23 protein-coding genes are annotated in these 22,504 nt (G+C 39.9%); 1 reads left to right on the forward strand and 22 read right to left on the reverse strand.

Annotated elements, in window-relative coordinates; genetic code table 11:
* Nucleotides 1–391: 391 nt before the first annotated feature.
* The 12 genes from recO to rpsU all read right to left on the reverse strand — a co-directional run bounded on the left by recO (nt 392) and on the right by rpsU (nt 9,524).
* Entirely contained in the window at nt 392–1,147 is a 756-nt protein-coding gene (gene recO, locus BFU02S_RS05865; protein ID WP_066367853.1) for a DNA repair protein RecO, read from the reverse strand.
* 31 nt (nt 1,148–1,178) lie between these two features.
* On the reverse strand, nt 1,179–1,322 hold the full coding sequence (locus tag BFU02S_RS16295) for a YqzL family protein (RefSeq protein WP_084361003.1): 144 nt from the start codon (nt 1,320–1,322) through the stop codon (nt 1,179–1,181).
* Between the two features lie 157 nt (nt 1,323–1,479).
* Nucleotides 1,480–2,403, reverse strand: coding sequence for a GTPase Era (gene era / locus BFU02S_RS05870; protein WP_066367855.1), 924 nt, complete (start codon nt 2,401–2,403; stop codon nt 1,480–1,482).
* Complete coding sequence (locus BFU02S_RS05875; protein ID WP_066367856.1) at nt 2,393–2,794, reverse strand: cytidine deaminase; 402 nt, start codon at nt 2,792–2,794, stop codon at nt 2,393–2,395. Before BFU02S_RS05875 ends, era begins: the two co-directional genes overlap by 11 nt.
* A gap of 189 nt (nt 2,795–2,983) precedes the next feature.
* Nucleotides 2,984–3,373, reverse strand: a complete 390-nt coding sequence (locus BFU02S_RS05880) for a diacylglycerol kinase family protein (RefSeq protein WP_066367859.1) — start codon at nt 3,371–3,373, stop codon at nt 2,984–2,986.
* A complete protein-coding gene (gene ybeY, locus BFU02S_RS05885; RefSeq protein WP_066367861.1) occupies nt 3,357–3,827 on the reverse strand; it encodes an rRNA maturation RNase YbeY in 471 nt (156 codons plus the stop codon). Before ybeY ends, BFU02S_RS05880 begins: the two co-directional genes overlap by 17 nt.
* On the reverse strand, nt 3,824–5,992 hold the full coding sequence (locus BFU02S_RS05890) for an HD family phosphohydrolase (protein ID WP_066367863.1): 2,169 nt from the start codon (nt 5,990–5,992) through the stop codon (nt 3,824–3,826). Before BFU02S_RS05890 ends, ybeY begins: the two co-directional genes overlap by 4 nt.
* Before the next feature lie 162 nt (nt 5,993–6,154).
* Nucleotides 6,155–7,126, reverse strand: a complete 972-nt coding sequence (locus BFU02S_RS05895) for a PhoH family protein (RefSeq protein ID WP_066367869.1) — start codon at nt 7,124–7,126, stop codon at nt 6,155–6,157.
* Entirely contained in the window at nt 7,123–8,319 is a 1,197-nt protein-coding gene (gene yqfD / locus BFU02S_RS05900) for a sporulation protein YqfD (protein WP_066367872.1), read from the reverse strand. The genes BFU02S_RS05895 and yqfD overlap by 4 nt, the downstream gene beginning before the upstream one ends.
* Nucleotides 8,316–8,618: a sporulation protein YqfC gene (yqfC, locus tag BFU02S_RS05905; protein ID WP_066367875.1), complete on the reverse strand. Its 303-nt coding sequence runs from the start codon at nt 8,616–8,618 to the stop codon at nt 8,316–8,318. Before yqfC ends, yqfD begins: the two co-directional genes overlap by 4 nt.
* A gap of 271 nt (nt 8,619–8,889) precedes the next feature.
* Entirely contained in the window at nt 8,890–9,336 is a 447-nt protein-coding gene (locus BFU02S_RS05910) for a GatB/YqeY domain-containing protein (protein ID WP_066367878.1), read from the reverse strand.
* Nucleotides 9,337–9,350: 14 nt separating this feature from the next.
* Nucleotides 9,351–9,524 carry a 30S ribosomal protein S21 gene (gene rpsU / locus BFU02S_RS05915; protein ID WP_003183654.1) on the reverse strand — a complete coding sequence of 58 codons (174 nt, stop codon included), beginning with the start codon at nt 9,522–9,524 and terminating at the stop codon, nt 9,351–9,353.
* A 211-nt stretch (nt 9,525–9,735) separates the two neighbouring features.
* Between rpsU and BFU02S_RS05920 the strand changes: the two genes are divergently transcribed.
* The gene (locus BFU02S_RS05920; protein ID WP_066367880.1) at nt 9,736–10,668 is read left to right on the forward strand and encodes a Na/Pi symporter; all 933 of its coding nucleotides are present in this window, start codon (nt 9,736–9,738) and stop codon (nt 10,666–10,668) included.
* A gap of 7 nt (nt 10,669–10,675) precedes the next feature.
* On the opposite strand, the gene mtaB is transcribed toward BFU02S_RS05920, so the two are convergent.
* The 10 genes from mtaB to BFU02S_RS05970 form a co-directional block, all read right to left on the reverse strand.
* Nucleotides 10,676–12,049 carry a tRNA (N(6)-L-threonylcarbamoyladenosine(37)-C(2))-methylthiotransferase MtaB gene (mtaB, locus tag BFU02S_RS05925; RefSeq protein ID WP_066367883.1) on the reverse strand — a complete coding sequence of 458 codons (1,374 nt, stop codon included), beginning with the start codon at nt 12,047–12,049 and terminating at the stop codon, nt 10,676–10,678.
* A gap of 7 nt (nt 12,050–12,056) precedes the next feature.
* Nucleotides 12,057–12,806, reverse strand: coding sequence for a 16S rRNA (uracil(1498)-N(3))-methyltransferase (locus BFU02S_RS05930; protein ID WP_066367948.1), 750 nt, complete (start codon nt 12,804–12,806; stop codon nt 12,057–12,059).
* Between the two features lie 90 nt (nt 12,807–12,896).
* The gene (prmA, locus tag BFU02S_RS05935; RefSeq protein WP_066367886.1) at nt 12,897–13,838 is read right to left on the reverse strand and encodes a 50S ribosomal protein L11 methyltransferase; all 942 of its coding nucleotides are present in this window, start codon (nt 13,836–13,838) and stop codon (nt 12,897–12,899) included.
* Between the two features lie 18 nt (nt 13,839–13,856).
* Nucleotides 13,857–14,984, reverse strand: a complete 1,128-nt coding sequence (gene dnaJ / locus BFU02S_RS05940) for a molecular chaperone DnaJ (protein WP_066367889.1) — start codon at nt 14,982–14,984, stop codon at nt 13,857–13,859.
* A gap of 291 nt (nt 14,985–15,275) precedes the next feature.
* On the reverse strand, nt 15,276–17,105 hold the full coding sequence (dnaK, locus tag BFU02S_RS05945; protein ID WP_066367891.1) for a molecular chaperone DnaK: 1,830 nt from the start codon (nt 17,103–17,105) through the stop codon (nt 15,276–15,278).
* A 33-nt stretch (nt 17,106–17,138) separates the two neighbouring features.
* Nucleotides 17,139–17,732, reverse strand: coding sequence for a nucleotide exchange factor GrpE (gene grpE / locus BFU02S_RS05950; protein ID WP_084361004.1), 594 nt, complete (start codon nt 17,730–17,732; stop codon nt 17,139–17,141).
* A gap of 108 nt (nt 17,733–17,840) precedes the next feature.
* Nucleotides 17,841–18,869, reverse strand: coding sequence for a heat-inducible transcriptional repressor HrcA (gene hrcA / locus BFU02S_RS05955; protein WP_066367897.1), 1,029 nt, complete (start codon nt 18,867–18,869; stop codon nt 17,841–17,843).
* Between the two features lie 108 nt (nt 18,870–18,977).
* Nucleotides 18,978–20,117, reverse strand: a complete 1,140-nt coding sequence (gene hemW / locus BFU02S_RS05960) for a radical SAM family heme chaperone HemW (RefSeq protein ID WP_066367899.1) — start codon at nt 20,115–20,117, stop codon at nt 18,978–18,980.
* An 84-nt stretch (nt 20,118–20,201) separates the two neighbouring features.
* Nucleotides 20,202–22,037: a translation elongation factor 4 gene (gene lepA / locus BFU02S_RS05965; RefSeq protein WP_066367904.1), complete on the reverse strand. Its 1,836-nt coding sequence runs from the start codon at nt 22,035–22,037 to the stop codon at nt 20,202–20,204.
* A gap of 122 nt (nt 22,038–22,159) precedes the next feature.
* Entirely contained in the window at nt 22,160–22,462 is a 303-nt protein-coding gene (locus BFU02S_RS05970; protein ID WP_066367905.1) for a DUF3679 domain-containing protein, read from the reverse strand.
* Between the last annotated feature and the right edge of the window lie 42 nt (nt 22,463–22,504).

Here is a 22,504-nt window from a genome sequence, read left to right on the forward strand (position 1 = left end):
CATGGTTTTAAGGCTTTTTTGGTTTATTTAAGCGGAAAACTTCCGCCTCTTTCTCAGTCTAACCGCTATTTTTTTAAAATAAGCGGAATTCTTCCGATTTAAGTGAGTACCCTGCTGAAAATCAACAATGAACAATAACAGAGCCATAAAATAAAAAACTCCCGCCCCTATGCATACGCATAGGGACGAGAGTTACCCGCGGTTCCACCCTATTTGCTAAACAATTAGCCACCTTCATACACAATTGCTCAGGAACGCCTTCCATAGGTCCCGATACCCTAGCTTCCACCATCCTAGGTTCGCTTTTATCAGAATGACTATGTACTCTTTTCCGTCAACGCAACTATTTAATTAATGAAAATATAACCAAAACAAAATCCATTGTCAACTATTAGTTTAAAAGGTTACGAAACTGAGCCATTGATTGAAGAAATTTCTTTGATTTCAAGTGAAGTCCCGAGTATTCATCATAGTAGGCGGAAATTACTTTTTTTAGCTCAGCTTTTGTTTCATCCTTAACTGAAATGCTGCCAAGCCGGGATAGGTCGAAATAATAAAACAGTCGTAACAACCTGAGTGCAGCTGGTGTTACTTTTAAATGGTATGGGTCTTGATCAAGGCAACGATAGCAAATAAAACCGCCTTCGCGGATTGAAAAAGAAAAATGCCCATCTGTACTGCCACAGACGGAACATTGGTCTAAAATAGGATATAGTCCTAAAACGTTCAGCATCTTCATCTCATAAATATTCATCATGATATCCGGGTCATAACCTTCATTCATGTAGTGAAGAGTTTGCAGTAGTAGCTCAAAATGAAACGGGTTCGGCTTCTTTTCTTCTGTGCATTTATCTGTTAATTCCACGATATAGCTCGCGTACGCAGTTAAGAAAATATCTTCGCCAATCGAACGCATCGAAGAGATGATTTCTCCCTGCTGCAGGCTTCCCAAACCACTTCCCCGCTGAATTAGAAAATGCCCATGTGTAAACAGCTGTGTAATCGAGGAAAGGCGGCTGTTAGGCTTTTTAGCGCCCCTAGCCATGGCACCAACCTTTCCCCATTCTCTCGTATATAAAGTTACAATTTTGTTTGTTTCTCCATAATCTGTTGTTCTAATGACGATGCCTTCACATTTCTGAAACATGGCTGTCACCATCCTGTAAAGGCGCGTAAAGCTATGAAACAGGAAAATCGACTTGTGCTAGCTCTTCATTCAAATTATCGGGTCTTTCTTGGTTTTCTTTCTCAATCTCCTTAAAAAGAAGATATGTGTCAATATTACCTGTCTGGGTAAATACCTTCCACGTAAAATCCAACACGAAAACCCCACCTTTCAATATTTAGACTAGCGTTCATTCGGTTCAAAACTTACCATTATCATAGCCTGCCCGCGCAAAAATCATAAGACGTAAATTTTGCTAATGTTGTCCATGCATAATCTGATCATCGACGTAATATTTTTGGTAAAGTGAGTGCTTAATACTCATCTTCATTAAAACCGTAATCCCGGAGCTGTGACATTTTATTCCGCCAATCTTTTTGTACCTTTACCCACAGTTCTAAAAAAACTTTGGAACCAAGGAGATTTTCAATATCTGTACGGGCACGCTTACCAATTTCCTTCAGCATACTGCCCTGTTTACCAATAATGATTCCCTTTTGCGAATCACGTTCTACAATCACGGTTGCCATGATATGAATAAGATCTTTGTCTTGCTGGTGTTCCATCTTATCAAGAACAACAGCTATTGAATGAGGAATTTCTTCCCTGGTCAAGTGAAGGGCTTTTTCCCTGATAAGTTCAGTGATAATAAACCTTTCAGGATGGTCTGTCACTTGGTCAGCAGGATAATACTGCGGGCCTTCAGGCAAAATTTCCTTAATTTGCGAAAGCAGCCGCTCCACATTATTACCTTCTAAGGCAGAAATCGGAACGATTTCCTGGAAAGAATATTTCTCTTTGTAAGATTCAATGATTGGCAATAAATCATCAGGGTGAATTTGATCAATCTTATTAATTACTAAAAACACTGGTGTTTGAATTGCTTTAAACTTTTCAAGAATGAATTCTTCACCGCGGCCAAATCCTTCCTGAGCATTTACCATAAACAGGATTAGGTCCACTTCTTTTAATGTATTTTGTGCAACTTTCATCATAAAGTCGCCTAATTTATGCTTTGGTTTATGAATTCCCGGAGTATCGATGAAAATCATTTGAGCATCCGCAAGCGTCAACACCCCTTGGATTTTGTTCCGGGTTGTCTGAGGTTTATCACTCATGATCGCGATCTTTTGACCGATTACCCGGTTTAAGAACGTCGATTTCCCTACATTTGGTCTTCCGATTATAGAAATAAAGCCTGATTTAAATTTTTTTGTTTCTGCTGCATTATTTAACATGTAAATCCTCCGATGAAAATGCACCTGGCAATAGTTGTTCAACTGTAAGTTCTAAAATATTCCCTTTTAAATTCGTCAGTACCACCTTCATATCTTTAGGGCATAATTCAGATATTACTTGCCGGCAGGCCCCGCATGGAGAACATGGACGGTCGGTATCGGCAACTACCGCCATCATTTGAAAATTCCGATCGCCTTCTGAAAACGCTTTAAAAAGGGCAGTCCGCTCTGCACAATTGCAAAGACTATAAGCAGCATTTTCAATATTGCAGCCATGATATACTTTTCCGTCAGTTGTTAAAAGGGCAGCTCCGACACCAAATTTGGAATACGGAACATATGCTTTATCTCTTGCTTTCATTGCTTCGTCAATTAATTGATCGATGTTCACTAGTCTTCTTCCTTTCCAGCAGATTCCTGCTGTAGTTTTATTTTACAACAAAATGGATAGAAAATCATTATTTGTAATAAAAAAGATTCAAAAATTTGAATTTTCTTATAAATTTAATATTCCAGTAATAAAATGGATGTAAATTATTTTACCTAATATAAAGAACGAATTCAATAATAGAACAGAGCCTTATAGGCTTTCAAAAAATTTGATTACATATGGTAAAAAGATGAACATACCTGCAATAACCGAAAGAACAGCATAAACTAATACAGCACCCGCCGCCAAATCTTTAGCCTGTTTTGCCAGCGGATGATCATCAAGTGTAACGAGATCAACTACCCGCTCGACAGCAGTATTTAAAAGTTCCAAGGCAATCATGCCCCCGATTAAAAGCAGGATAAGCACCCATTCCGTTCTTGAGATCGAAAAGAAATAAGACAGAAACAAAACAAGACATGAACAAACAAGATGAAAACGTAAATTTCTTTCTGTCTTTATGGCCGACAAAATACCAGCAATGGCAAAGGAAAAAGCTTTCCAAAAAGGGCCTCTATGGCGATTATCGTGTGAGACCATATTCTATTAAAATGTCCTTTTGCAGGGTGAACATTTCTTTTTCTTCTTCTTCTGTCATATGGTCATACCCTAATAAATGCAAAAAACCATGAATAGCCAAAAAACCAAGTTCTCTCATAAAAGAATGACCATACTCTTGAGCCTGTTCTTTTGCCTTAGGAACGGAAATGATAATATCCCCCAGCACCCGTGGCATATTGGCACCAACCAATTCGATTTCCCCTTCTCCCAGTTCCTCCATGGCAAAAGAAATGACATCAGTCGGCGCATCTTTAGCACGGTATTCGCGATTGATCTCTTGGATTTTCTGATTCGATACAAAGGTAATGGAAACTTCGCTATGCTCCTCAATCTTTAGTTGATCCGCCGCAAAATTTATTAATCTTTCAACTTCAAGCATTTGCTCCGTAGTAAGTTCATTCGTTTCATCGATACTATCAATCAGTAATGTCATACTTGTTTCACCTTCTTGGTAATTTCGGGATATTCAATTCTTGAATGGAAAATTCCTTTTAATGTTTCACCCAACGTGTGGGTTACTGTTTCAAGTTCCTTTATCGTAATGTCACATTCATTCAACTGCCCATCCTGAAGACGTTCATCGACAATTTTCCTTATTAGCAGTTCGATTCCTTCAGGTGTTGGCTTCGGCATGGAACGAACAGCGGCTTCGACACTATCGGCAATGCCAATTACTGCCGATTCCTTTGTTTGAGCTTTCGGTCCCGGATAGCGATAATCTTCTTCGTTTGTTTCCGGATCCAGCTGAAGCGCTTTATGATAAAAAAATTTCAACAACGTGGTTCCGTGATGCTGTTCGGCTATATCGATAATTTCCTTTGGCATATGATATTTTTTTAAAATACTGACACCATCCGTTACATGAGCAATGATAATGCTCGCACTTTTATCAGGCGGCAATCTATCATGGGGATTATCCTGGTGCATTTGATTTTCAATAAAAAAGTTTGGTCGTTTTGTTTTCCCAATATCATGATAATAACTGCCGACTCTTGCCAAAAGACCATTTGCTCCAATCGCTTCACAGGCAGCTTCAGCCAAATTGGCCACCATCACGCTATGATGATAAGTCCCCGGGGCTTCCATCAAAATTTTCCTTAGTAGCGGATGATTTGGGTTTGATAGTTCAATCAGACGCATCGTTGACAGGATCCCAAAGCTCGCCTCAAAGAAAGGCAATAGACCGATGGCTAAAACAGCCGATCCGATGCCGGATACGAGAGCTGTTATGAAATAGTACCCATATTCAACAGCGGAAAATTGACTATTTGGAAGAAACATAACTGCAATCAAAGCAAGAAGATTGATCAACGTCACAAAAAGACCTGCCTGCAATATTTTCAAACGGCGATTTTGTTTGCTTAAAAACAGGATGCCCGCTAAAGAACTGAATAGTATATAGATTCCTTCTGAGAAATTTAATGTACCCGTAACACCTTCATTAAACAGGATGCTGCCGCAAATCGCAAGAATAATGGAAGTGAGGATAGCAAGCCTTTCATCAATCATGATCTTAATTAGAATACCAGCCATAGCTGCAGGGAACAAATAACCAATTCCGGAAAAATTAAAGATTTGCAGCAAGCTGATGATTTTCATCAGTAAAATGGAAAAGATAAAAATCATTCCGTACAATAATAAATAAGTTTGACGCTTTTCCGGAATTGCTTTCATTTGATAGAAATAATAATAAATCGCCGAAACGATAATCAAAATTAAAACGACTAATCCGATAAAAGGTTTATATGATTTCTCAGTATTAAGGAGACCTACAAGCTTTAACTGTTGATAAATCTCCCGGTTAATGAGCTCCCCTTCTTCGACAATGACCTGCCCCTGAAGAATTTTGACCGGTTCTACCGCTTCTGCAGCCTGTCGCCTTAGTTCTTCAGTTGCCTGTGGGTCATAAAACTCATTCTGGATAATCGCATATCTGCCTAGCTCAATTGCAGCTTGTTTTAAAGGATCATTTAAAGTAGAATATTTCAACTCCTCTTCCACTCTTTTTTTCGCATTTTCTACATCATCTGCAGATATTTTCTGGCTCATAACATGGTTAATAGCTGTAACCGTTAAATCCTTGGCAATGGATAACTCGCTATTTGATGCTTGTACTAATGCCGTAAACACCTGGTCAGAAAGGTCTTTTGTTACAGTTGTCGTTAATTTCCCTTTTAATTTTGAAATTCTTTCAGCAACACTCGGTACAGCAGTTGCAACCTTTTCTTGAGAGCTGGCAGTATCTTTTTTCAAATCTTTATTCACGTCATCATTTACCTCTGCAGCAGCTTGAAAAATGGAAGTAATCAAATCCACACGGTTTTGCGTATATTCTTTTTTTAAAGTATAGACATCTTGAACTTGATCCCGTGCTTCTTTTCGCTTTTCTTCTGTGCTTTGTTTATCTTCTACTGTTCCAGGGGAACGGATCGTTTGGTGGGCGATCGAAAATAGTTTTATATTTAATTTTTCCGGTTTTACTTTACTAAACATTGCCCCAAATAATATAATTCCGATGATGAGGAAAAATATCACACGAAAAATGGTCATATCAAGTAAGTTGCGAATCTTTATGAAATACTGCTGTAGTTTATCCAACTAAATCCCTCCAGCCCAAGGCCAAAGAATCTCATTTGTAATGAATGTCTAAAATCTCATTATGTAAAATGATAACAGTTTTTCCGGGAAGTTTCACTATTAATCATCATTTATCAAACTAAAAAAGGGATGAACCATATACAGGTATCCCTCTCAACTGTTTTAATTGATTTTGATATCCGTTTTCTCGTAAGCTTCAATAATTCTAGCGACAAGAGGATGACGGACTACATCGCTTTGTTGCAAATAGACAAAGGAAATGCCGCTTACATTTTGTAAAATATTCTCCGCTTCTACAAGGCCAGATTTGGCACCTTTTGGCAAATCTATTTGGGTTTGGTCACCTGTTATAACCATTTTGGAGCCAAAGCCAAGTCTTGTCAGGAACATTTTCATTTGGGCATGTGTTGTGTTTTGTGCTTCGTCCAAGATCACAAAAGCGTCATCTAATGTTCGCCCGCGCATATAGGCAAGAGGCGCAATTTCAATTGTTCCACGCTCAATTAACCGCTGTGTATGTTCTGCACCCAACACATCATGGAGCGCATCATACAAAGGCCGCAAATACGGGTCTACCTTCTCTTTTAAATCGCCGGGCAAAAATCCAAGACTTTCCCCTGCCTCAACCGCAGGTCTTGTCAAAATTATTTTATTTACCTGGCCATTTTTCAAGGCATTCACGGCCATGACAACCGCAAGATAGGTCTTACCAGTACCTGCAGGCCCAATTCCAAAGACTAGGTCATCCTTCTTAATGGCCATGACATATTGTCTTTGTCCCAAGGTCTTAACCCGGATGGTTTTTCCTTTTACCGTTTTGCCAATTTCTTCATCGTATAAATGAACAAAATATTCAAGCGTGCCCTTTTTCGCCATTTGAACTGCATAAAGGACATCTCTCTGGCTGATATGAATACCTTTTCGCACCACAAATAATAATCTGTCCAAAACTTGCGCGGCTAATGTGACATCCTCTTCGTCACCAGACAAACTAAACAGTTCTCCTCTTGTAATAATCGAGACATTTAACTCTTCTTCTAGAACTTTTAGATTTTGATCGGCATTTCCCAGCAGAGTCAGTGCCTCTGCTGGATTTTCAAGCTGTACATTAATGGTTGTAAATTTTTCTGTCATTCATGAGTCTCCTTGGAAATCGGTTGTCCAACAGCAATATTTTCAATCACGCTAAAATGAATATCCAGTATCACTTTACCATTTTTCACGGTCTTTTGTAAAATTTTTTCATCTTTAATTTTGGCATCTTCATCTAGATGCGTTTTTATTTCCTTCCGGGCCATTTCTAATGCTATTTTTTCCGCCTCTTGAGGAGAATAGTCCCTTGTGAGCTCTTCTCGCTCCCGTAATGTTTTGGTGACAATTGAAATCGGGAGTTCCCACTTTAAAAAATGAATTTTATGTGCAGTGCTCTCAGTTTCATATTTCCTAAATTTAGGTTTACCAAATCCCCAAATCTGGATTTCTAATTTTCCGATGGAAATCGCATATTTTTGCTGTTGCTTCCCATTATAGACTTTAAAATTGGTTTTAAACGGGAGTTCAACATGACTTTTATACCACGTTTCCCCCCATACCTCTCCTCTTGCAGCAACCAGCTTTGGATTCTCCCCTTCTTGTCCGATTTCTCCGGATACAAGAAGCTGGCCTTTTTCTACATAATCATTTTTATCAATTACTTTCTGTCCTTCTTCAATATAATAACCGGTTATAATCGCCTTCTTTTTGGCAATCAAGTTTTGCGGTGAATATGTTTTCGGCTTATTTGGCTCATTTTTTTCCACTACCTGGAGATGAAAGGTTGTCCCCTTTAATTCTACACCCACCCATGTGAGGTCCTTGATGCTGTCTGTCAGCCGTCTTTGAATTCCTTCGACATTTTCGGTCATAAATTGTAGTTTACCAACTTTAACTCCCATCTTGTCCAATTCTTGGCGAATCTTATACTCTGTTGCCGGTTTTGCACCTTTAATATCAATCCCCCAAATCATATTCGAGAGGATCAAAATGATTGCCATAAATATTCCTGCCCCTGCCAGAAAGCCGCTGTTTTTGAGTAATCTATTCAATACAAAAGGTCCGCCGCTCCTCCTAAGAAACGAAATCTTACATTCCGTTTTTCGGGCATAATATCGAATATTTTTCGCATCTACTAACCTCATTTTAAAAGTAATGGTCTCTGTCCCATGCCGTTTCACATTCCAAATATACAGTCCATTTCTTGACAGTACATTAAGGAACCGCTCAATCCCTTTTCCGGAAACTTTCACTGTAACATTGCCCAAAATAAATTCCATCCACTGGTTCTTCATGACGTTCCTCCTGTTTCATCATTTATATAAATGACCTGGTCAATTTTTCCTTCCAGCAAAATTTCTTCGGGCAAAATCGTTCTGAGCACAAAAGATTTTCCTTTTATTAACAACTGCCCCTGCTTTAATAACAGTCGGAGTTCTTTATCCGTAAAGACAAGCAAACCGCGGTGGTTTTCAATATAAATATGAATTTGCCCAATCATGGTAATACGGGGTAAATCCATTATGACATCTTGAGGAAGATCCATTTTTTTAGCCATCCAGTTGCGGAGCCGCCCGGCCCAATTTTTCGCCATAAAAAAAGAACCCCCTTTCATCTCATATGTATGAAATGAAAGGGGGTTCTAGCACAGTTTTTTATAGGAAAAGCGCGAGCGCCTTGGTTAGCCCCGACGGGCAAATGTTCTTCTGCCCTAAAAGTCTGGTTTTTAGACTTTTAGGGCAACTGCTTTTTGACCCCGAGGGGCTAGGCCACTTGCGCTGGACAATTCTCGAAGTCAAAATTTATACTTCTTTACTTTAAACCAAAAACCGCAAGACTGTACTTGCGGTTTTGTTGTCAGAATACTATGAAAGGTGTTGTTGTACAAATTTATTTACAAGTGATCCGTCTGCTTTGCCTTTCACTTTTGGCATAATCGCAGCCATCACTTTTCCCATATCAGCTTTTGATGATGCACCGACCTCTTGAATCGTTTGTTTTACAATATCTGTCAACTCTTCTTCAGAAAGTTGTTTCGGCATGTACAGTTCCACAATCGAGATTTCTGTACGCAATTTTTCAACAAGTTCCGGCCTGTTTGCTTTTTCAAACTCATGGAGGGAGTCTTTGCGTTGCTTTAATTCGCGAGAAAGGACTGTTAACTCATCTGCTTCAGATAGTTCCTTCACACCAAGCTTAATCGCTTCGTTTTGTAATGAAGCTTTGATCATCCGAATAACAGAGAGTTTGTCTTTTTCCTTATTTCTCATCGCTTGTTTCATGTCGTTATTTAAACGCTCAAGAAGACTCATGTAAATACACCCTCTTAATACTTACGTTTTCTTGCAGCTTCAGACTTTTTCTTACGTCTTACACTTGGTTTTTCGTAGAATTCGCGCTTTCTTGCCTCTTGCAAAGTACCAGTTTTTGATACAGAACGTTTGAAGCGACGAAGAGCATCTTCAAGCGATTCGTTTTTACGAACAACGGTTTTAGACATTCTCTTTCCCTCCCTCCGAAACACAACACACTTACATCAATCCATGTACCTTGCAATTATAATATAACCTTGAACCAAGGTCAACCGAAATTCATCGCCAGAAAACGGTCATTTTAAATTTTATGCATCCTTTTCCATTGCTGTTCATTATTTTCACGAAATAGACATGTCCTATATCCTCCTGCCATACAATGATAGAGGGGGATGAGACATGCTATACATATTTTTATTTGTGCTTTGTATTTTATTATTTATTTTTGGTATGACGATTATTAGATTTGGACTATTTAATTTATCTGCCAATAAGCTGAAATATTGGCTGAAAAAGCTGACAAGCACCCCATTAAAAGGGATGCTGACCGGAACATTCATTACGGCATTATTGCAAAGTAGTTCAGCTGTTATGGTCATTACAATTGGATTGATTTCTGCCCGAATCATGACCTTTCCTCAGTCGATTGGCATTATTCTCGGGACCAATATCGGGACAACCTTTAAAACGGAGCTCATTACATTCAAAATTGACGCTGCCCTTGTTCCATTTGCCATAATTGGAGCTGCACTGATGTTGTTTCGAAACATACGAGCAAGAAGTATCGGTATGCTTTTGTTCGGAATCGCCTCCGTATTTACGGCGATGAAAGGGTTTGAACTATTAGCAAGGCCATTGACCGACATGAAAGCCATTCACCAATTCATTCTTTCCATCAATGATCACACCTTCTTAAGCTTGTTAACAGGCACTATTATAACTGCGATCATCCAATCGAGCACCGCGATGACGGGAATCACGATGGGATTTTTAACAACTGGACTGTTAAAGCTGGATGCCGGCATCGCTATTGTCCTCGGTGCCAATATTGGCACTTGTATTACAGCAGTGATCGCTTCCATTGGCGGGGGTAGTGAATCACGGATGGCCGCCTTTGCTCATGTCTGGCTCAATGTGATTGGTGTCCTTCTGTTTATTCCCCTCATTCCGCTGCTTGCAGAGAATGCCTGGCTGTTGGCAGAAAGAAAAGAGGTTCAACTGGCCCATATAAGTGTCATCTTCAATGTTGTTACCTCACTGCTTGTTTTGCCATTTGCTACAAAATTCGGAGAATTGATATTGTTTTTGCATAATAAAAAAGGACCGAAATAGGTCCTTTCTAGATAGCAGCTTGTTCTTTTGCTAATAACTGATCTTTTAATGAAGAACGACCTTCGATTACGCGAACAAATTGTCCCTCATTATACGGATAGCCTGCTTTTGTTATTTTCACTTTGACAATTTTGCCAATCATGTCTTCTGTAGCCTTGAAGACCACTTTCATATAATTATCTGTATACCCTTCATAAAGACCGGAATTTGGATCTTCTTTGTATTTGTCTTCAGGAATCACTTCAAGAACTTCACCTTCGAATTGGGAAGCATATTCTTTTGCTAATTGGTCAGATAACGCAATTAAGCGGTGAACCCGGTCATTTTTAATTTCTTCATCAATTTGGTTTTCCATTCGCGCGGCAGGAGTTCCAGTCCGCTTAGAATATGGAAAAACATGAAGTTCAGAGAATTTATGTTCCTTTATGAATTGGTAGGTTTCCATAAATTCTTCTTCTGTTTCTCCCGGAAATCCGACAATAACATCCGACGTAATAGCAAGACCTGGAAGTACTTCTTTTAAACGTTCCAATCTTTCCGCGAAAAATTCCATTGTATATTTTCGTCGCATTCTTTTTAGAACGGTATTCGAACCTGATTGAAGCGGAATATGCAAGTGACGAACAATAATATTGGAATGTTTAATTACTTCAATTACTTCATCCGTAATCTGGCTTGCTTCGATAGATGAAATACGCAACCGCTCGATCCCTTTGACTTCAGCCTCCAAATCTTTTAACAGCATGGCAAGGTTATAATCTTTCATGTCTTCACCATAACCGCCTGTATGAATACCTGTCAAAACGATTTCTTTATAGCCTGCATCCACAAGCTGCTGTGCCTGGCGGATAACCTCTTTCGGGTCACGCGATCTCATCAAGCCGCGGGCCCATGGAATAATACAAAAGGTGCAAAAGTTGTTACAGCCTTCTTGAATTTTTAATGAAGCACGGGTTCGATCAGTAAAAGCAGGGACATCTAGTTCTTCATAAACACGGTTTTTCATTATATTTCCTACACCATTGATCGGCTGACGCTCCCGTTTAAATTGCTCGATATATTCAAGCATTTTCACACGATCCTGCGTGCCTACAACTATATCAACGCCAGGAATGGCCAAAATTTCTGCCGGAGATGTTTGGGCATAGCACCCTGTAACACAAATTACAGCATCGGGATTTTTCCTGATGGCCCGGCGAATTATTTGTCGGCTTTTTTTATCTCCGGTATTAGTTACCGTACAAGTGTTAATGACATATACATCGGAAATTGATTCGAAATCAACCCGTTCATAGCCTTCATGCTTAAACAATTGCCAAATGGCTTCTGTTTCGTAGTGGTTTACTTTACATCCAAGTGTATGAAACGCAACTGTTGGCATTCAAAACTCACCTCAGTAGTTCAAAATGATAAGAAATGGCCGCGAGTGAATACAATGGAGCCGTTTCCGTCCGTAATATGCGTGGACCTAATCCGCAAAGAAGAAATCCATGCTCCTTTAAGGCCTGTACTTCTTCAGCGGATAAACCGCCTTCAGGACCAAATACAATAAGGAGTGATTCCCCTTTTTTAATTTGTTGAAGCGTTGACGAAAATACAGAAATTTCGCCATTTCTGCTTTCCTCTTCAAAGGCAGCCAGTTTATATTGAAATTTCTCGCCGTAAGTAAGCAAGTCTTTAAACCTTAACGGACTAATAATTTCCGGAACAGCGGTGCGATGGGATTGTTCAGCAGCTTCTTTGGCGATCTTTTGCCATCTTTCCAATTTCTTTGCAGCTTTTTTCTCATCCCACTTGACGACAGAGCGCTGCGCAGTATATGGGATAAATTGATGGGCCCCCAATTCAGTCCCTTTTTGAATAATCCATTCCAATTTATCCCCTTTTGGCAGCCCGCTTGCGATCGTAACGGAAATCGGTAGTTCCGAATTCTCTTCCTTCCATTGTACAACGTCTGCAACGACTCTTTCATCGGTAATTTCTGCAAGCCGGCAAACAGCTGAGTTTCCTTCAGGGGCTACACAAATGATTGATTCGCCAATATGCATACGCATAACCTTTACAATATGATAATAGTCATCTCCCGTAATGAAAAATCGGCCGTCACTTGCCCCCTGATCTACAAAGTAGCGTTGCACACGATGCACCCTTTCTTCAAACATTTTACTCTTTCTGTTGCTAAATTTATAGAAAAAAATATAAAAAGGGGTAAATCCCCTTTTTTATCATTATAGCCTTTTGGCGATCATTGCAACCCAATCTTCCATTAAAATCGTTTCAGTAATTTCAAAGCCAGCCGCTATTAAGGCATCCTTTACCTGATCTTTTTTAGGATGAATGATTCCCGATGTTATAAATGTTCCGCCTCGTTTCAGAACATTGGCAGCTTGGTCCGTAAATCTTAAAATCACTTCGGCTAAAATATTGGCCACTATGACATCTGAAGAGTTTTCTTCCACATTATCAAGCAGATTGTTTTGCGAAACCGTAATTCGATCATTCACTTTGTTTAATTTGGCATTAATTCTTGCTATGTTTACGGCAACTTCGTCAAGATCATATGCCCGAATGCTTCGCGCCCCAAGCATGGCCGCGGCTATACTCAGAACTCCTGATCCGGTTCCTACATCAATGACCGTATCTCCCGGCTGAACTGTACTTTCAAGTGCTTGAATACACATGACGGTCGTTGGATGTGTTCCGGTACCGAACGCCATCCCCGGGTCCAATTCAATAATCAATTCATCACTGCTGACGGGATTATACATTTCCCACGTTGGCACAATCGTGAACCGTTCAGAGATTTTCACCGGGTGATAATATTTCTTCCAGGCTGTTGCCCATTCTTCTTCATTCACTTCACTAATTGTTACTTTGTTTAGCCCGATATCAATATCATAAATCATAAGATTATTAATGGATTCCTTTATCGCTTCCACCGTTTCTCCCAAGAAACTGTTTACCGGTAGATAAGCCTTTATGATGACGCCTTCTTCCGGATAATCATCTGGATTGAGTTGGTAGATTTCCCCATATTGATCTTCTCTTGTCTTTGTCAGCTCAAAGCGATCTTCAATCACGACTCCGCTTGCTCCGGCTTCGTGCAGGATATTTGATATCGGTTCAACCGCTTCATTTGTTGTGTGGATACTGATTTCAGACCATTTCATTTCTACCAACTCCAATCCTTATTCGCCTTTAAAGGCCCGTTTTACTTTTGAGAAAAAACTTTCTTCATGATCACCCATAGGTGCTGAACCGCTTGCTTCGCCAAATTCTCTAAGCAACTGTTTCTGTTTTTCGCTCAGCTTTGTAGGTGTAATCACCCGCACTTCAATATGCTGGTCACCAATTCCGTAGCCTCGAACATTCGGCACGCCCTTTCCTTTTAAGCGGAATTTGGTTCCCGTTTGTGTTCCTGCCGGTATTTTTAATTTTACTTTGCCGTGCAATGTTGGTACTTCGATTTCCGCACCCAATGCTGCCTGTACAAATGTGATCGGCATTTCACAATAGATGTCATCTTCATCTCTCTCAAAGAACTCATGTCTGCGGACATGGAAGATGACATAAAGATCTCCGGCCGGTCCGCCGTTAATACCGGCTTCTCCTTGTCCAGCCATGCGCAGCTGCTGCCCATCATCAATTCCTGCAGGGATTTTCACATGGATTTTCCGGCGTTTTTTCACTTTGCCAAGCCCGCCGCAAGTGGAACATTTTTGTTTAATTTCCTTCCCTGTACCGTTGCAGTATTGACAAGTCCGGCGATTGACAATTCTGCCAAAAGGAGTATTTTGTTCAACACTAATTTGACCTGTACCATTACAATGCCGGCAGGTTTCCGGTTTTGTTCCTGGTTTTGCCCCTGAACCATGACAGGTTTCACATGTTTCTTCACGAGGAATTTCAATATCGGTTTCCTTACCAAATGCCGCTTCTTCAAAAGAAATAGTCATCGTATATTGCAGGTCGGCACCTTGCCTTGGGGCATTCGGGTCTCTTCTACGCGATCCGCCGCCAAAAAAGGTATTGAAAATATCTTCAAAACCGCCGAAACCGCCAAAATCCGCTCCCCCAAATCCGCCAAATCCTTGATTTGGATCCGCATGACCGAATTGATCATAGTTTGCCCTTTTCTGATCATCACTTAATACTTCATAAGCTTCCGTTATTTCTTTAAATTTTTCGGCTGCATCCGGCTCTTTATTAATATCTGGATGATATTTTTTCGACAGCTTACGATAAGCCTTCTTTATTTCATCTTTAGAAGCGCCCTTGGAAACCCCTAGCACTTCATAGTAATCCCGTTTACTCATGATTACCACTCCCGAATCTGTCACATAAAGATTATTTTAACACCCTAAAGAACTGTATCGCAATAGAAAAACACCATTAGATAAGAAAAGCTTATAGGGCGAAGACAGATTTTTTTCAAAGTTATGCTTTCATATCAGCTAACATAGAAAAAGCCAAAGCCTGCTTAGACTGACTTTGACTTTTTCTAAAACTAACACTAAAAGTAACCGTCAAGCTCTTTTCATCGAGCTATAACAGTATAGACACTCACGATCAAAAAACTATTTGCTATCTTCGAAACAAATCTTGCTTTATTTATCGTCTTTAACTTCTTCAAATTCCGCATCGACTACATTGTCGTTCTTTCCGTCTGTGCTTGAACCGCCTTGAGGCTGTCCCTGTGCCTGCCCTGCAGCTTGTTGATAAAGCTTAACAGTCAAATCTTGGACAATTTGCTGAAGTGCATCCTTTTTCGCACGAATTTCTGAAAGGTCATTTGATTCAATTGCTTTCTTCAGAGCATCTTTTGCTTCATTTGCTTTTGCTACCTCTTGTGCATCTACTTTGCCCTCAAGGTCTTTTAATGTTTTATCTGTCATAAAAACAAGCTGATCTGCTTCATTGCGGAGCTCTGCTTCCTCCTTGCGTTTTTTATCAGCCTCTGCATTCATTTCAGCTTCTTTTACCATCTTTTGAATTTCTTCATCAGAAAGACCTGTTGAAGATTTAATCGTGATTTGCTGTTCTTTATTGGTGCCTAGATCTTTCGCACGAACATTTACAATACCGTTTTTATCAATATCAAACGTTACCTCAATTTGCGGTACTCCGCGCGGTGCCGGCGGTATATCGGACAACTGGAAGCGGCCCAATGTTTTATTATCCGCTGCCATCGGACGCTCACCTTGAAGAACATGGATATCAACTGCAGTTTGGTTGTCAGCGGCAGTTGAGAAAATTTGTGATTTTGATGTTGGAATTGTTGTATTACGCTCAATTAATTTTGTAAATACGCCACCCATTGTTTCAATTCCAAGTGAAAGTGGTGTTACGTCAAGCAAGACAACATCTTTAACATCCCCTGTAATAACGCCGCCTTGGATTGCTGCCCCCATTGCTACTACTTCATCCGGGTTTACCCCGCGGTGAGGTTCTTTTCCAGTTGCTTTTTTAATCGCTTCCTGAACGGCCGGAATACGGGTAGAACCACCGACAAGAATAACCTTATCGATATCAGCAGCTGTTAATCCCGCATCACTTAATGCCTGACGGGTCGGGCCCATTGTCCGTTCAACTAAATGAGCGGATAGTTCCTCGAATTTTGCTCTTGTCATCGTTACATCAAGGTGAAGCGGGCCAGAAGGACCAGCTGTTATAAACGGCAGAGATATTTGGGTGGAAGTTACACCAGAAAGATCTTTTTTCGCTTTTTCAGCGGCATCTTTCAATCGCTGTAATGCCATTTTATCTTGAGAAAGATCAATGCCGTTTTCCTTTTTGAATTGTTCAACGAGATAATCGATAATGACTTGGTCAAAATCGTCACCGCCTAGACGGTTATCCCCAGCAGTAGCTTTTACTTCAAATACGCCGTCGCCAAGTTCCAAAATGGAAACGTCGAAAGTACCGCCGCCAAGGTCGTAAACAAGGATAGTTTGATCTTGATCCGTTTTATCCAAACCATAAGCAAGTGCTGCAGCAGTCGGTTCATTGATAATCCGTTCTACTTCCAGGCCGGCAATTTTACCAGCATCTTTCGTTGCCTGACGCTGTGCATCGTTAAAGTAAGCCGGAACTGTAATAACTGCTTTTGTAACCGGTTCGCCAAGATAATCTTCAGCATATGATTTTAAATATTGAAGAATGATCGCAGAGATCTCTTGAGGAGTATACTTCTTCCCTTCAATTTCCACCTTGTAATCGGAGCCCATATGGCGCTTAATTGAAATAATCGTATTCGGATTGGTAATTGCTTGGCGCTTTGCAACTTCTCCAACCTGGCGTTCGCCATTTTTGAAGGCGACTACAGATGGAGTCGTGCGGTTTCCTTCCGGGTTAGGAATAACTTTTGCTTCCCCGCCTTCAAGTACAGCAACACAAGAGTTAGTTGTACCAAGGTCGATCCCGATAATTTTACTCATAACTATTTCCTCCTTAAAAAATGATATGTAAAACTATGATTGGTTTACCTTCACCATTGCAGGCCGGATAACCCGATCTTTTAATAAATAGCCTTTTTGGAATTCTTCGATCACAATATTTGCCCCGAAGTTTTCATCTTCACCTTGCATAACGGCATGATGCTTGTGGGGGTCAAACTCTTTGCCGACCGCTTCAATGATTTCAATGCCTTCTTTTTTCAAAGCGTCTATAAGGCTGCGGTAGACCATATCCATACCTTGAAGCAAAGTCTTTGTTTGATCATTGTCAGCTTCGACTGCCAATGCTCTTTCAAAGTTATCTATAACAGGAAGTAAATCCGTAATCAGTTTTTGTGCCCGATATTTTTCACTTGCTTCTTGTTCTAATCTTGTACGTCTGCGGAAGTTATCAAAATCAGCCTGCAGGCGCAAATAACGGTTTTCCATTTCTTCCAATTGTGCTTTTAAGTTGTTAATTTCCTGAAGTTTTTCTTCCTGGTCATTTGGTATTGATTCCGCTTTTTGATTTGACTGAACAACCTCATCAGCTTCATTTTCTCCAGTAAGTTCAACATTTTCTTGGTTTTCCATTTCTTCATTTAGTGAAGATTTTTTTTCATTCGTCAACTTACTCACCTCCCTTAAATGTTTTTTTCATTTATCATAAAGATACATAATGACATGGTAATATGGGTGAAATGACAAGAATTTCACCCTTACTCAATATTGCCAGTGTCATTCACTTTGATACAATTTAGTTAAAACTGCAGTTAAATCTCTGCTGAAAAATTGCAGTAAACTAATCACCCGCGAATACTCCATCCTTGTAGGACCAAGAATTGCAATCGTGCCGAGTTTTTCATCCCCCGCGGAATAAGTGGCCGTGATCAGGCTACATTCTTCCATCGCGCTAATATTATTCTCACTGCCAATCTTTACATGGATTCCTTTTGCGTTGTTTCTTAAATTGGAGATCCATTCTTCCTGGTCAATGATGGTCAGCAAATTACGTATCTTTGTAATATCATGAAATTCCGGCATGCTTAACATATTCATCTTGCCGCCAAAAAAAAGTTTTTCCGTGACCGGCACCTTTAACAGCTGGGCGAGCGTGTGGAGCATCACGTCATGTTCATGAATATGCTGCTTTAACAACACAGCCACTTCTTTATAAATTTTATCGTTTAAGTCCTCAACCGGTACCCCTGTTAAACGTTCATTTAAGATATTGACGATTTTTTCAATATCGCTGGCATCAACCGAAGCCGGCAACGACAATGTTCTGTTCTCGACATGTCCTGTATCTGTTACGAAAATGGCCACTGCTGTATCTTTATTTAAAGGAATGATTTGAATCTTTTTTAATTTATTTTCGCTGACAGCTGGTCCTAGCACAATAGATGTGTAATTCGTCAGGTCAGACAAAATCTTTGCCGATTTTTGAATGATTTTTTCAAATTCAAAAATCTTTTCAGCAAAAATCGATTTAATAACAGAAATGTCGTGCTTTGTTAACACTTGAGGCGAAAGCAAATGATCGACATAGTATCGATAACCTTTTTCAGATGGAACACGACCTGATGAAGTATGCGTCTTCTCTAGGTAACCCATTTCTTCAAGATCGGCCATTTCATTACGGATGGTTGCCGAACTAAAAGTAATTCCTTCTTTTTTCGACAAACTTCTAGAGCCGACAGGTTGTGCAGATCGAATAAAGTCATCAACGATAACCTGAAGAATTAACAATTGACGATCTGTTAACAACTAGCATCACCTCTGTTAGCACTCATCAATTGAGAGTGCTAATTATACTAATAAATTATCAAAAAGGAGGGATAGTGTCAATCTATAAACTCCTTAAAAACACAAAAACTAAACAACACCTAAAAAAACTTGGAACACTTCATTTCCTAAAAGACGTCCCTGTTTAGTTAAATATATATAATCATCCTTCACTTCTATCCATTGTTTCGCGAGTAATTCGTTTATTGGATCTTCAAATAACTGTAAGGGATTCTTGGCAAATTTTCTATTAAAATGGGTAATCGATATCCCTTTCGTTTTCCGCAATCCTAAGAACATTTCTTCCTCCATTTGCTCTGCCAACGTCACATAATGATTTTCTATGATCGGTTCTCTGCCGCTGTTAATCTTCTCAATATATTTTTTAACCGGACCGATATTCGATCTTCTAAATCCATTTACATAACTATGGGCTCCTGCGCCAAAACCATAATAGAATTCGTTATTCCAATAGGTTAGGTTATGCTTGCTTTCATAGCCAGGCTTAGCAAAATTGCTGATTTCATATTGACGGAAACCGTGTTTTTCCATTTCTTCCATAAGCATTTCATACATCTGTGCTTCGATATCTTCACCTGGCGTCGGCAGTTTTCCTTTCTTCATTAAATTATAAAATACAGTTTTGGGTTCAATCATTAATGAATAGGCCGAATAATGAGGAATATCCAGAGAAAAAGCTTCTCTTAATGTTTCTTTAAAATCAGCAATAGTTTGCGTTGGCAAACTAAACATAAGGTCGACACTTATATTATCAAATCCAACTTTTTTCGCAGCCGTAACTGTTTGATACACATCTTCTGAGCGGTGAACCCGGCCGATTCGTTCTAATAAATCATGATTAAAAGTTTGAACACCTAAACTGAGACGGTTGACGCCCGCATCCTTTAATATTTGCAGTTTATTTTTCGTTAAATCACCCGGATTGGCTTCAAAAGTAAACTCAACTATCCCGTTTTGCGGAAGAGTGCGGTTCATAATTTGGCAAAACCGATCAAGCTGACGCTCATTCAAGGAAGTCGGTGTACCGCCGCCAACAAAAATAGTCTTTAGGCCATCAGTCGGAAAAGCTTCAAGCGTCATGATGATTTCTTTTTCAATGGACTTTAAATAGTCATCGACAGGCTGCCCTTTTAAAAATACCTTATTAAAATCGCAATAATGGCAAATATGTTCGCAAAATGGTATATGAAGATAGGCCGCTTTAATCATTTTATTTAATACACCTTCTATTCTTAGTAACAAAAAGAGGCAGGAAACCCCGTCAATAAAGGCATCCTTACCTCCTTTTTGTGATTATTTCTTGGAATTATTATCGTCCATTTTTAAAACAGCCATAAACGCTTCTTGTGGTACCTCAACAGAGCCGACCTGCTTCATCCGTTTTTTACCTTCTTTTTGCTTTTCAAGCAATTTCCGTTTTCGGGATATATCTCCCCCGTAACATTTGGCCAACACGTTTTTCCGCATCGCCTTGATGGTCGAACGTGCAATTATTTTCGTACCAATTGCCGCCTGAACAGGAACTTCAAATTGCTGTCTCGGTATTAAATCTTTCAGTTTCTCAACTATGACCTTCCCGCGCTCATATGCAAAATCTTTATGAACAATAAAACTTAAAGCATCAACGGTTTCCCCGTTTAACAGGATATCCATCTTCACAAGTTTGGATGGTTTATAGCCAATCAATTCATAATCAAATGAGGCGTACCCTTTTGTACTTGATTTGAGCTGGTCAAAGAAATCATAGACGATTTCAGAAAGAGGAATTTCATAAATAATGCTGACTCTCGTTTGATCCAAGTATTGCATATCAATAAAGATTCCGCGCTTATTCTGGCATAGCTCCATAATTGCACCGACATAATCATTTGGCGACATGATCGTGGCTTTTACATACGGCTCTTCCACCCGATCGATTTTTTGCGGTTCAGGCATATTCGACGGGTTGTCCACATTCATCTGTTCCCCATCAGTCAAATAGACATGATAAATTACACTTGGTGCAGTAGTAATTAAATCAATCTTAAATTCCCGCTCAATCCGCTCCTGGATAATTTCCATGTGAAGAAGTCCAAGGAAGCCGCAGCGGAAACCAAAGCCCAATGCTTGTGATGTCTCCGGTTCGAATTGCAGGGCGGAATCATTTAATTGCAGTTTTTCCAACGCTTCACGCAAATCATTAAACTTGGACGTATCAATCGGATAAAGACCGCAATAGACCATTGGGTTTAATTTCCGATAGCCGGGAAGCGGTTCGGCTGCGCCGTTTTTGGCATTTGTAATCGTATCCCCGACCCTTGTATCACTGACATTCTTTATCGAGGCAGTTAAAAAACCAACATCCCCTACAGACAATTCATCGCGCTGTACAGCCTTTGGGGTAAGCACACCAACTTCAGTGACTTCGAATTCTGCCCCAGTTGCCATCATTTTGATCTTATCTCCAACTTTGACAGTGCCGTCAACCACACGAATATAAGCGACCACTCCGCGGTATGCGTCATAAAGCGAGTCAAAGATCAGCGCTTTTAACGGAGCATCCGGATCTCCGGAAGGCGCTGGAACCCTTTCAACCACCTGTTCCAAAATTTCCTCAATGCCAATTCCAGCTTTTGCCGAAGCTAAAACAGCCTCGGAGGCATCCAAGCCGATGACCTCTTCGATTTCATTTCGCACTCTTTCTGGATCAGCGCTTGGCAAATCAATTTTATTAATGACCGGCAGGATTTCCAAATCGTTATCCAGCGCCAAATAAACATTTGCCAATGTCTGTGCTTCAATTCCCTGCGCCGCATCAACGACCAGGATCGCCCCTTCACAGGCAGCAAGACTCCGGGAAACCTCGTACGTAAAGTCGACATGTCCCGGCGTGTCAATTAAGTGGAAAATATATTCTTCGCCATCCTTTGCTTTATACTTAAGCTGAACGGCATTTAATTTAATTGTGATTCCGCGTTCTCTTTCCAAATCCATCGAGTCCAGAAGCTGATCTTTCATTTCCCGAGATGAGAGCGCATTAGTTTTTTCTAAAATTCGGTCGGCTAATGTTGATTTTCCATGATCTATGTGAGCAATAATCGAAAAATTTCTGATTTTCTCTTGCCTTTTGAGTCTTTCTTCTCTGTTCATCTTGTTCACTCCTGCTATACTCGCACACGTACACTAGTCTTGATTATATCAGCAGGAGAAACAAGATTCAATCAAAAGTGAGAGCACCCGGTTTTGAATGGTTGAACAGGTGCTTTTCACTTTCATTTCGTTATATTATCAATGAATTTTGCCGAGGCATGGGTTAGACCATCTGACATTTTCTTTCCAATCGATGAGAATAAGTTTGCGGAATATAGTTCTTCCAGCTTTTTCTTTTTCGCTTGAATATCGTGGCTTAAAGGTCCGATTCCTTTCTTATCTGTTGCTTTGAGTAAAGTGGTATGTTTGAAATCACTATTGCCCTTTGTTTTTTGAATTCCGTTACTAGCCATCTGCATCCCTGTTAATACTGCAATAAACAAAATAGAAGCCAAACAAAATGTTTTCAATATGAACATCTTCATATGAAATGTGCTCCTTTAAATTCATTCTAGTAAATCTTATGC

This window comes from Neobacillus fumarioli NBRC 102428 (genome assembly GCF_001591485.1).
Lineage (GTDB): Bacteria > Bacillota > Bacilli > Bacillales > Cytobacillaceae > Neobacillus > Neobacillus fumarioli.

What these genes read in the sequence shown, in the direction of transcription:
- hemW (WP_066367899.1), bottom strand. Translation starts at nt 20,117, where the DNA reads ATGATTAAAGCGGCCTATCTTCATATACCATTTTGCGAACATATTTGC.
- rpsU (WP_003183654.1), bottom strand. Translation starts at nt 9,524, where the DNA reads ATGTCTAAAACCGTTGTTCGTAAAAACGAATCGCTTGAAGATGCTCTT.
- prmA (WP_066367886.1), bottom strand. Translation starts at nt 13,838, where the DNA reads ATGAAATGGTCTGAAATCAGTATCCACACAACAAATGAAGCGGTTGAA.
- yqfD (WP_066367872.1), bottom strand. Translation starts at nt 8,319, where the DNA reads ATGAAGAACCAGTGGATGGAATTTATTTTGGGCAATGTTACAGTGAAA.
- recO (WP_066367853.1), bottom strand. Translation starts at nt 1,147, where the DNA reads ATGTTTCAGAAATGTGAAGGCATCGTCATTAGAACAACAGATTATGGA.
- BFU02S_RS05895 (WP_066367869.1), bottom strand. Translation starts at nt 7,126, where the DNA reads ATGACAGAAAAATTTACAACCATTAATGTACAGCTTGAAAATCCAGCA.
- BFU02S_RS05920 (WP_066367880.1), top strand. Translation starts at nt 9,736, where the DNA reads ATGCTATACATATTTTTATTTGTGCTTTGTATTTTATTATTTATTTTT.
- BFU02S_RS05910 (WP_066367878.1), bottom strand. Translation starts at nt 9,336, where the DNA reads ATGAGTCTTCTTGAGCGTTTAAATAACGACATGAAACAAGCGATGAGA.
- era (WP_066367855.1), bottom strand. Translation starts at nt 2,403, where the DNA reads ATGTTAAATAATGCAGCAGAAACAAAAAAATTTAAATCAGGCTTTATT.
- BFU02S_RS05880 (WP_066367859.1), bottom strand. Translation starts at nt 3,373, where the DNA reads ATGGTCTCACACGATAATCGCCATAGAGGCCCTTTTTGGAAAGCTTTT.
- BFU02S_RS05970 (WP_066367905.1), bottom strand. Translation starts at nt 22,462, where the DNA reads ATGAAGATGTTCATATTGAAAACATTTTGTTTGGCTTCTATTTTGTTT.
- ybeY (WP_066367861.1), bottom strand. Translation starts at nt 3,827, where the DNA reads ATGACATTACTGATTGATAGTATCGATGAAACGAATGAACTTACTACG.
- mtaB (WP_066367883.1), bottom strand. Translation starts at nt 12,049, where the DNA reads ATGCCAACAGTTGCGTTTCATACACTTGGATGTAAAGTAAACCACTAC.
- dnaJ (WP_066367889.1), bottom strand. Translation starts at nt 14,984, where the DNA reads ATGAGTAAACGGGATTACTATGAAGTGCTAGGGGTTTCCAAGGGCGCT.
- yqfC (WP_066367875.1), bottom strand. Translation starts at nt 8,618, where the DNA reads ATGGCGAAAAATTGGGCCGGGCGGCTCCGCAACTGGATGGCTAAAAAA.
- lepA (WP_066367904.1), bottom strand. Translation starts at nt 22,037, where the DNA reads ATGAACAGAGAAGAAAGACTCAAAAGGCAAGAGAAAATCAGAAATTTT.
- dnaK (WP_066367891.1), bottom strand. Translation starts at nt 17,105, where the DNA reads ATGAGTAAAATTATCGGGATCGACCTTGGTACAACTAACTCTTGTGTT.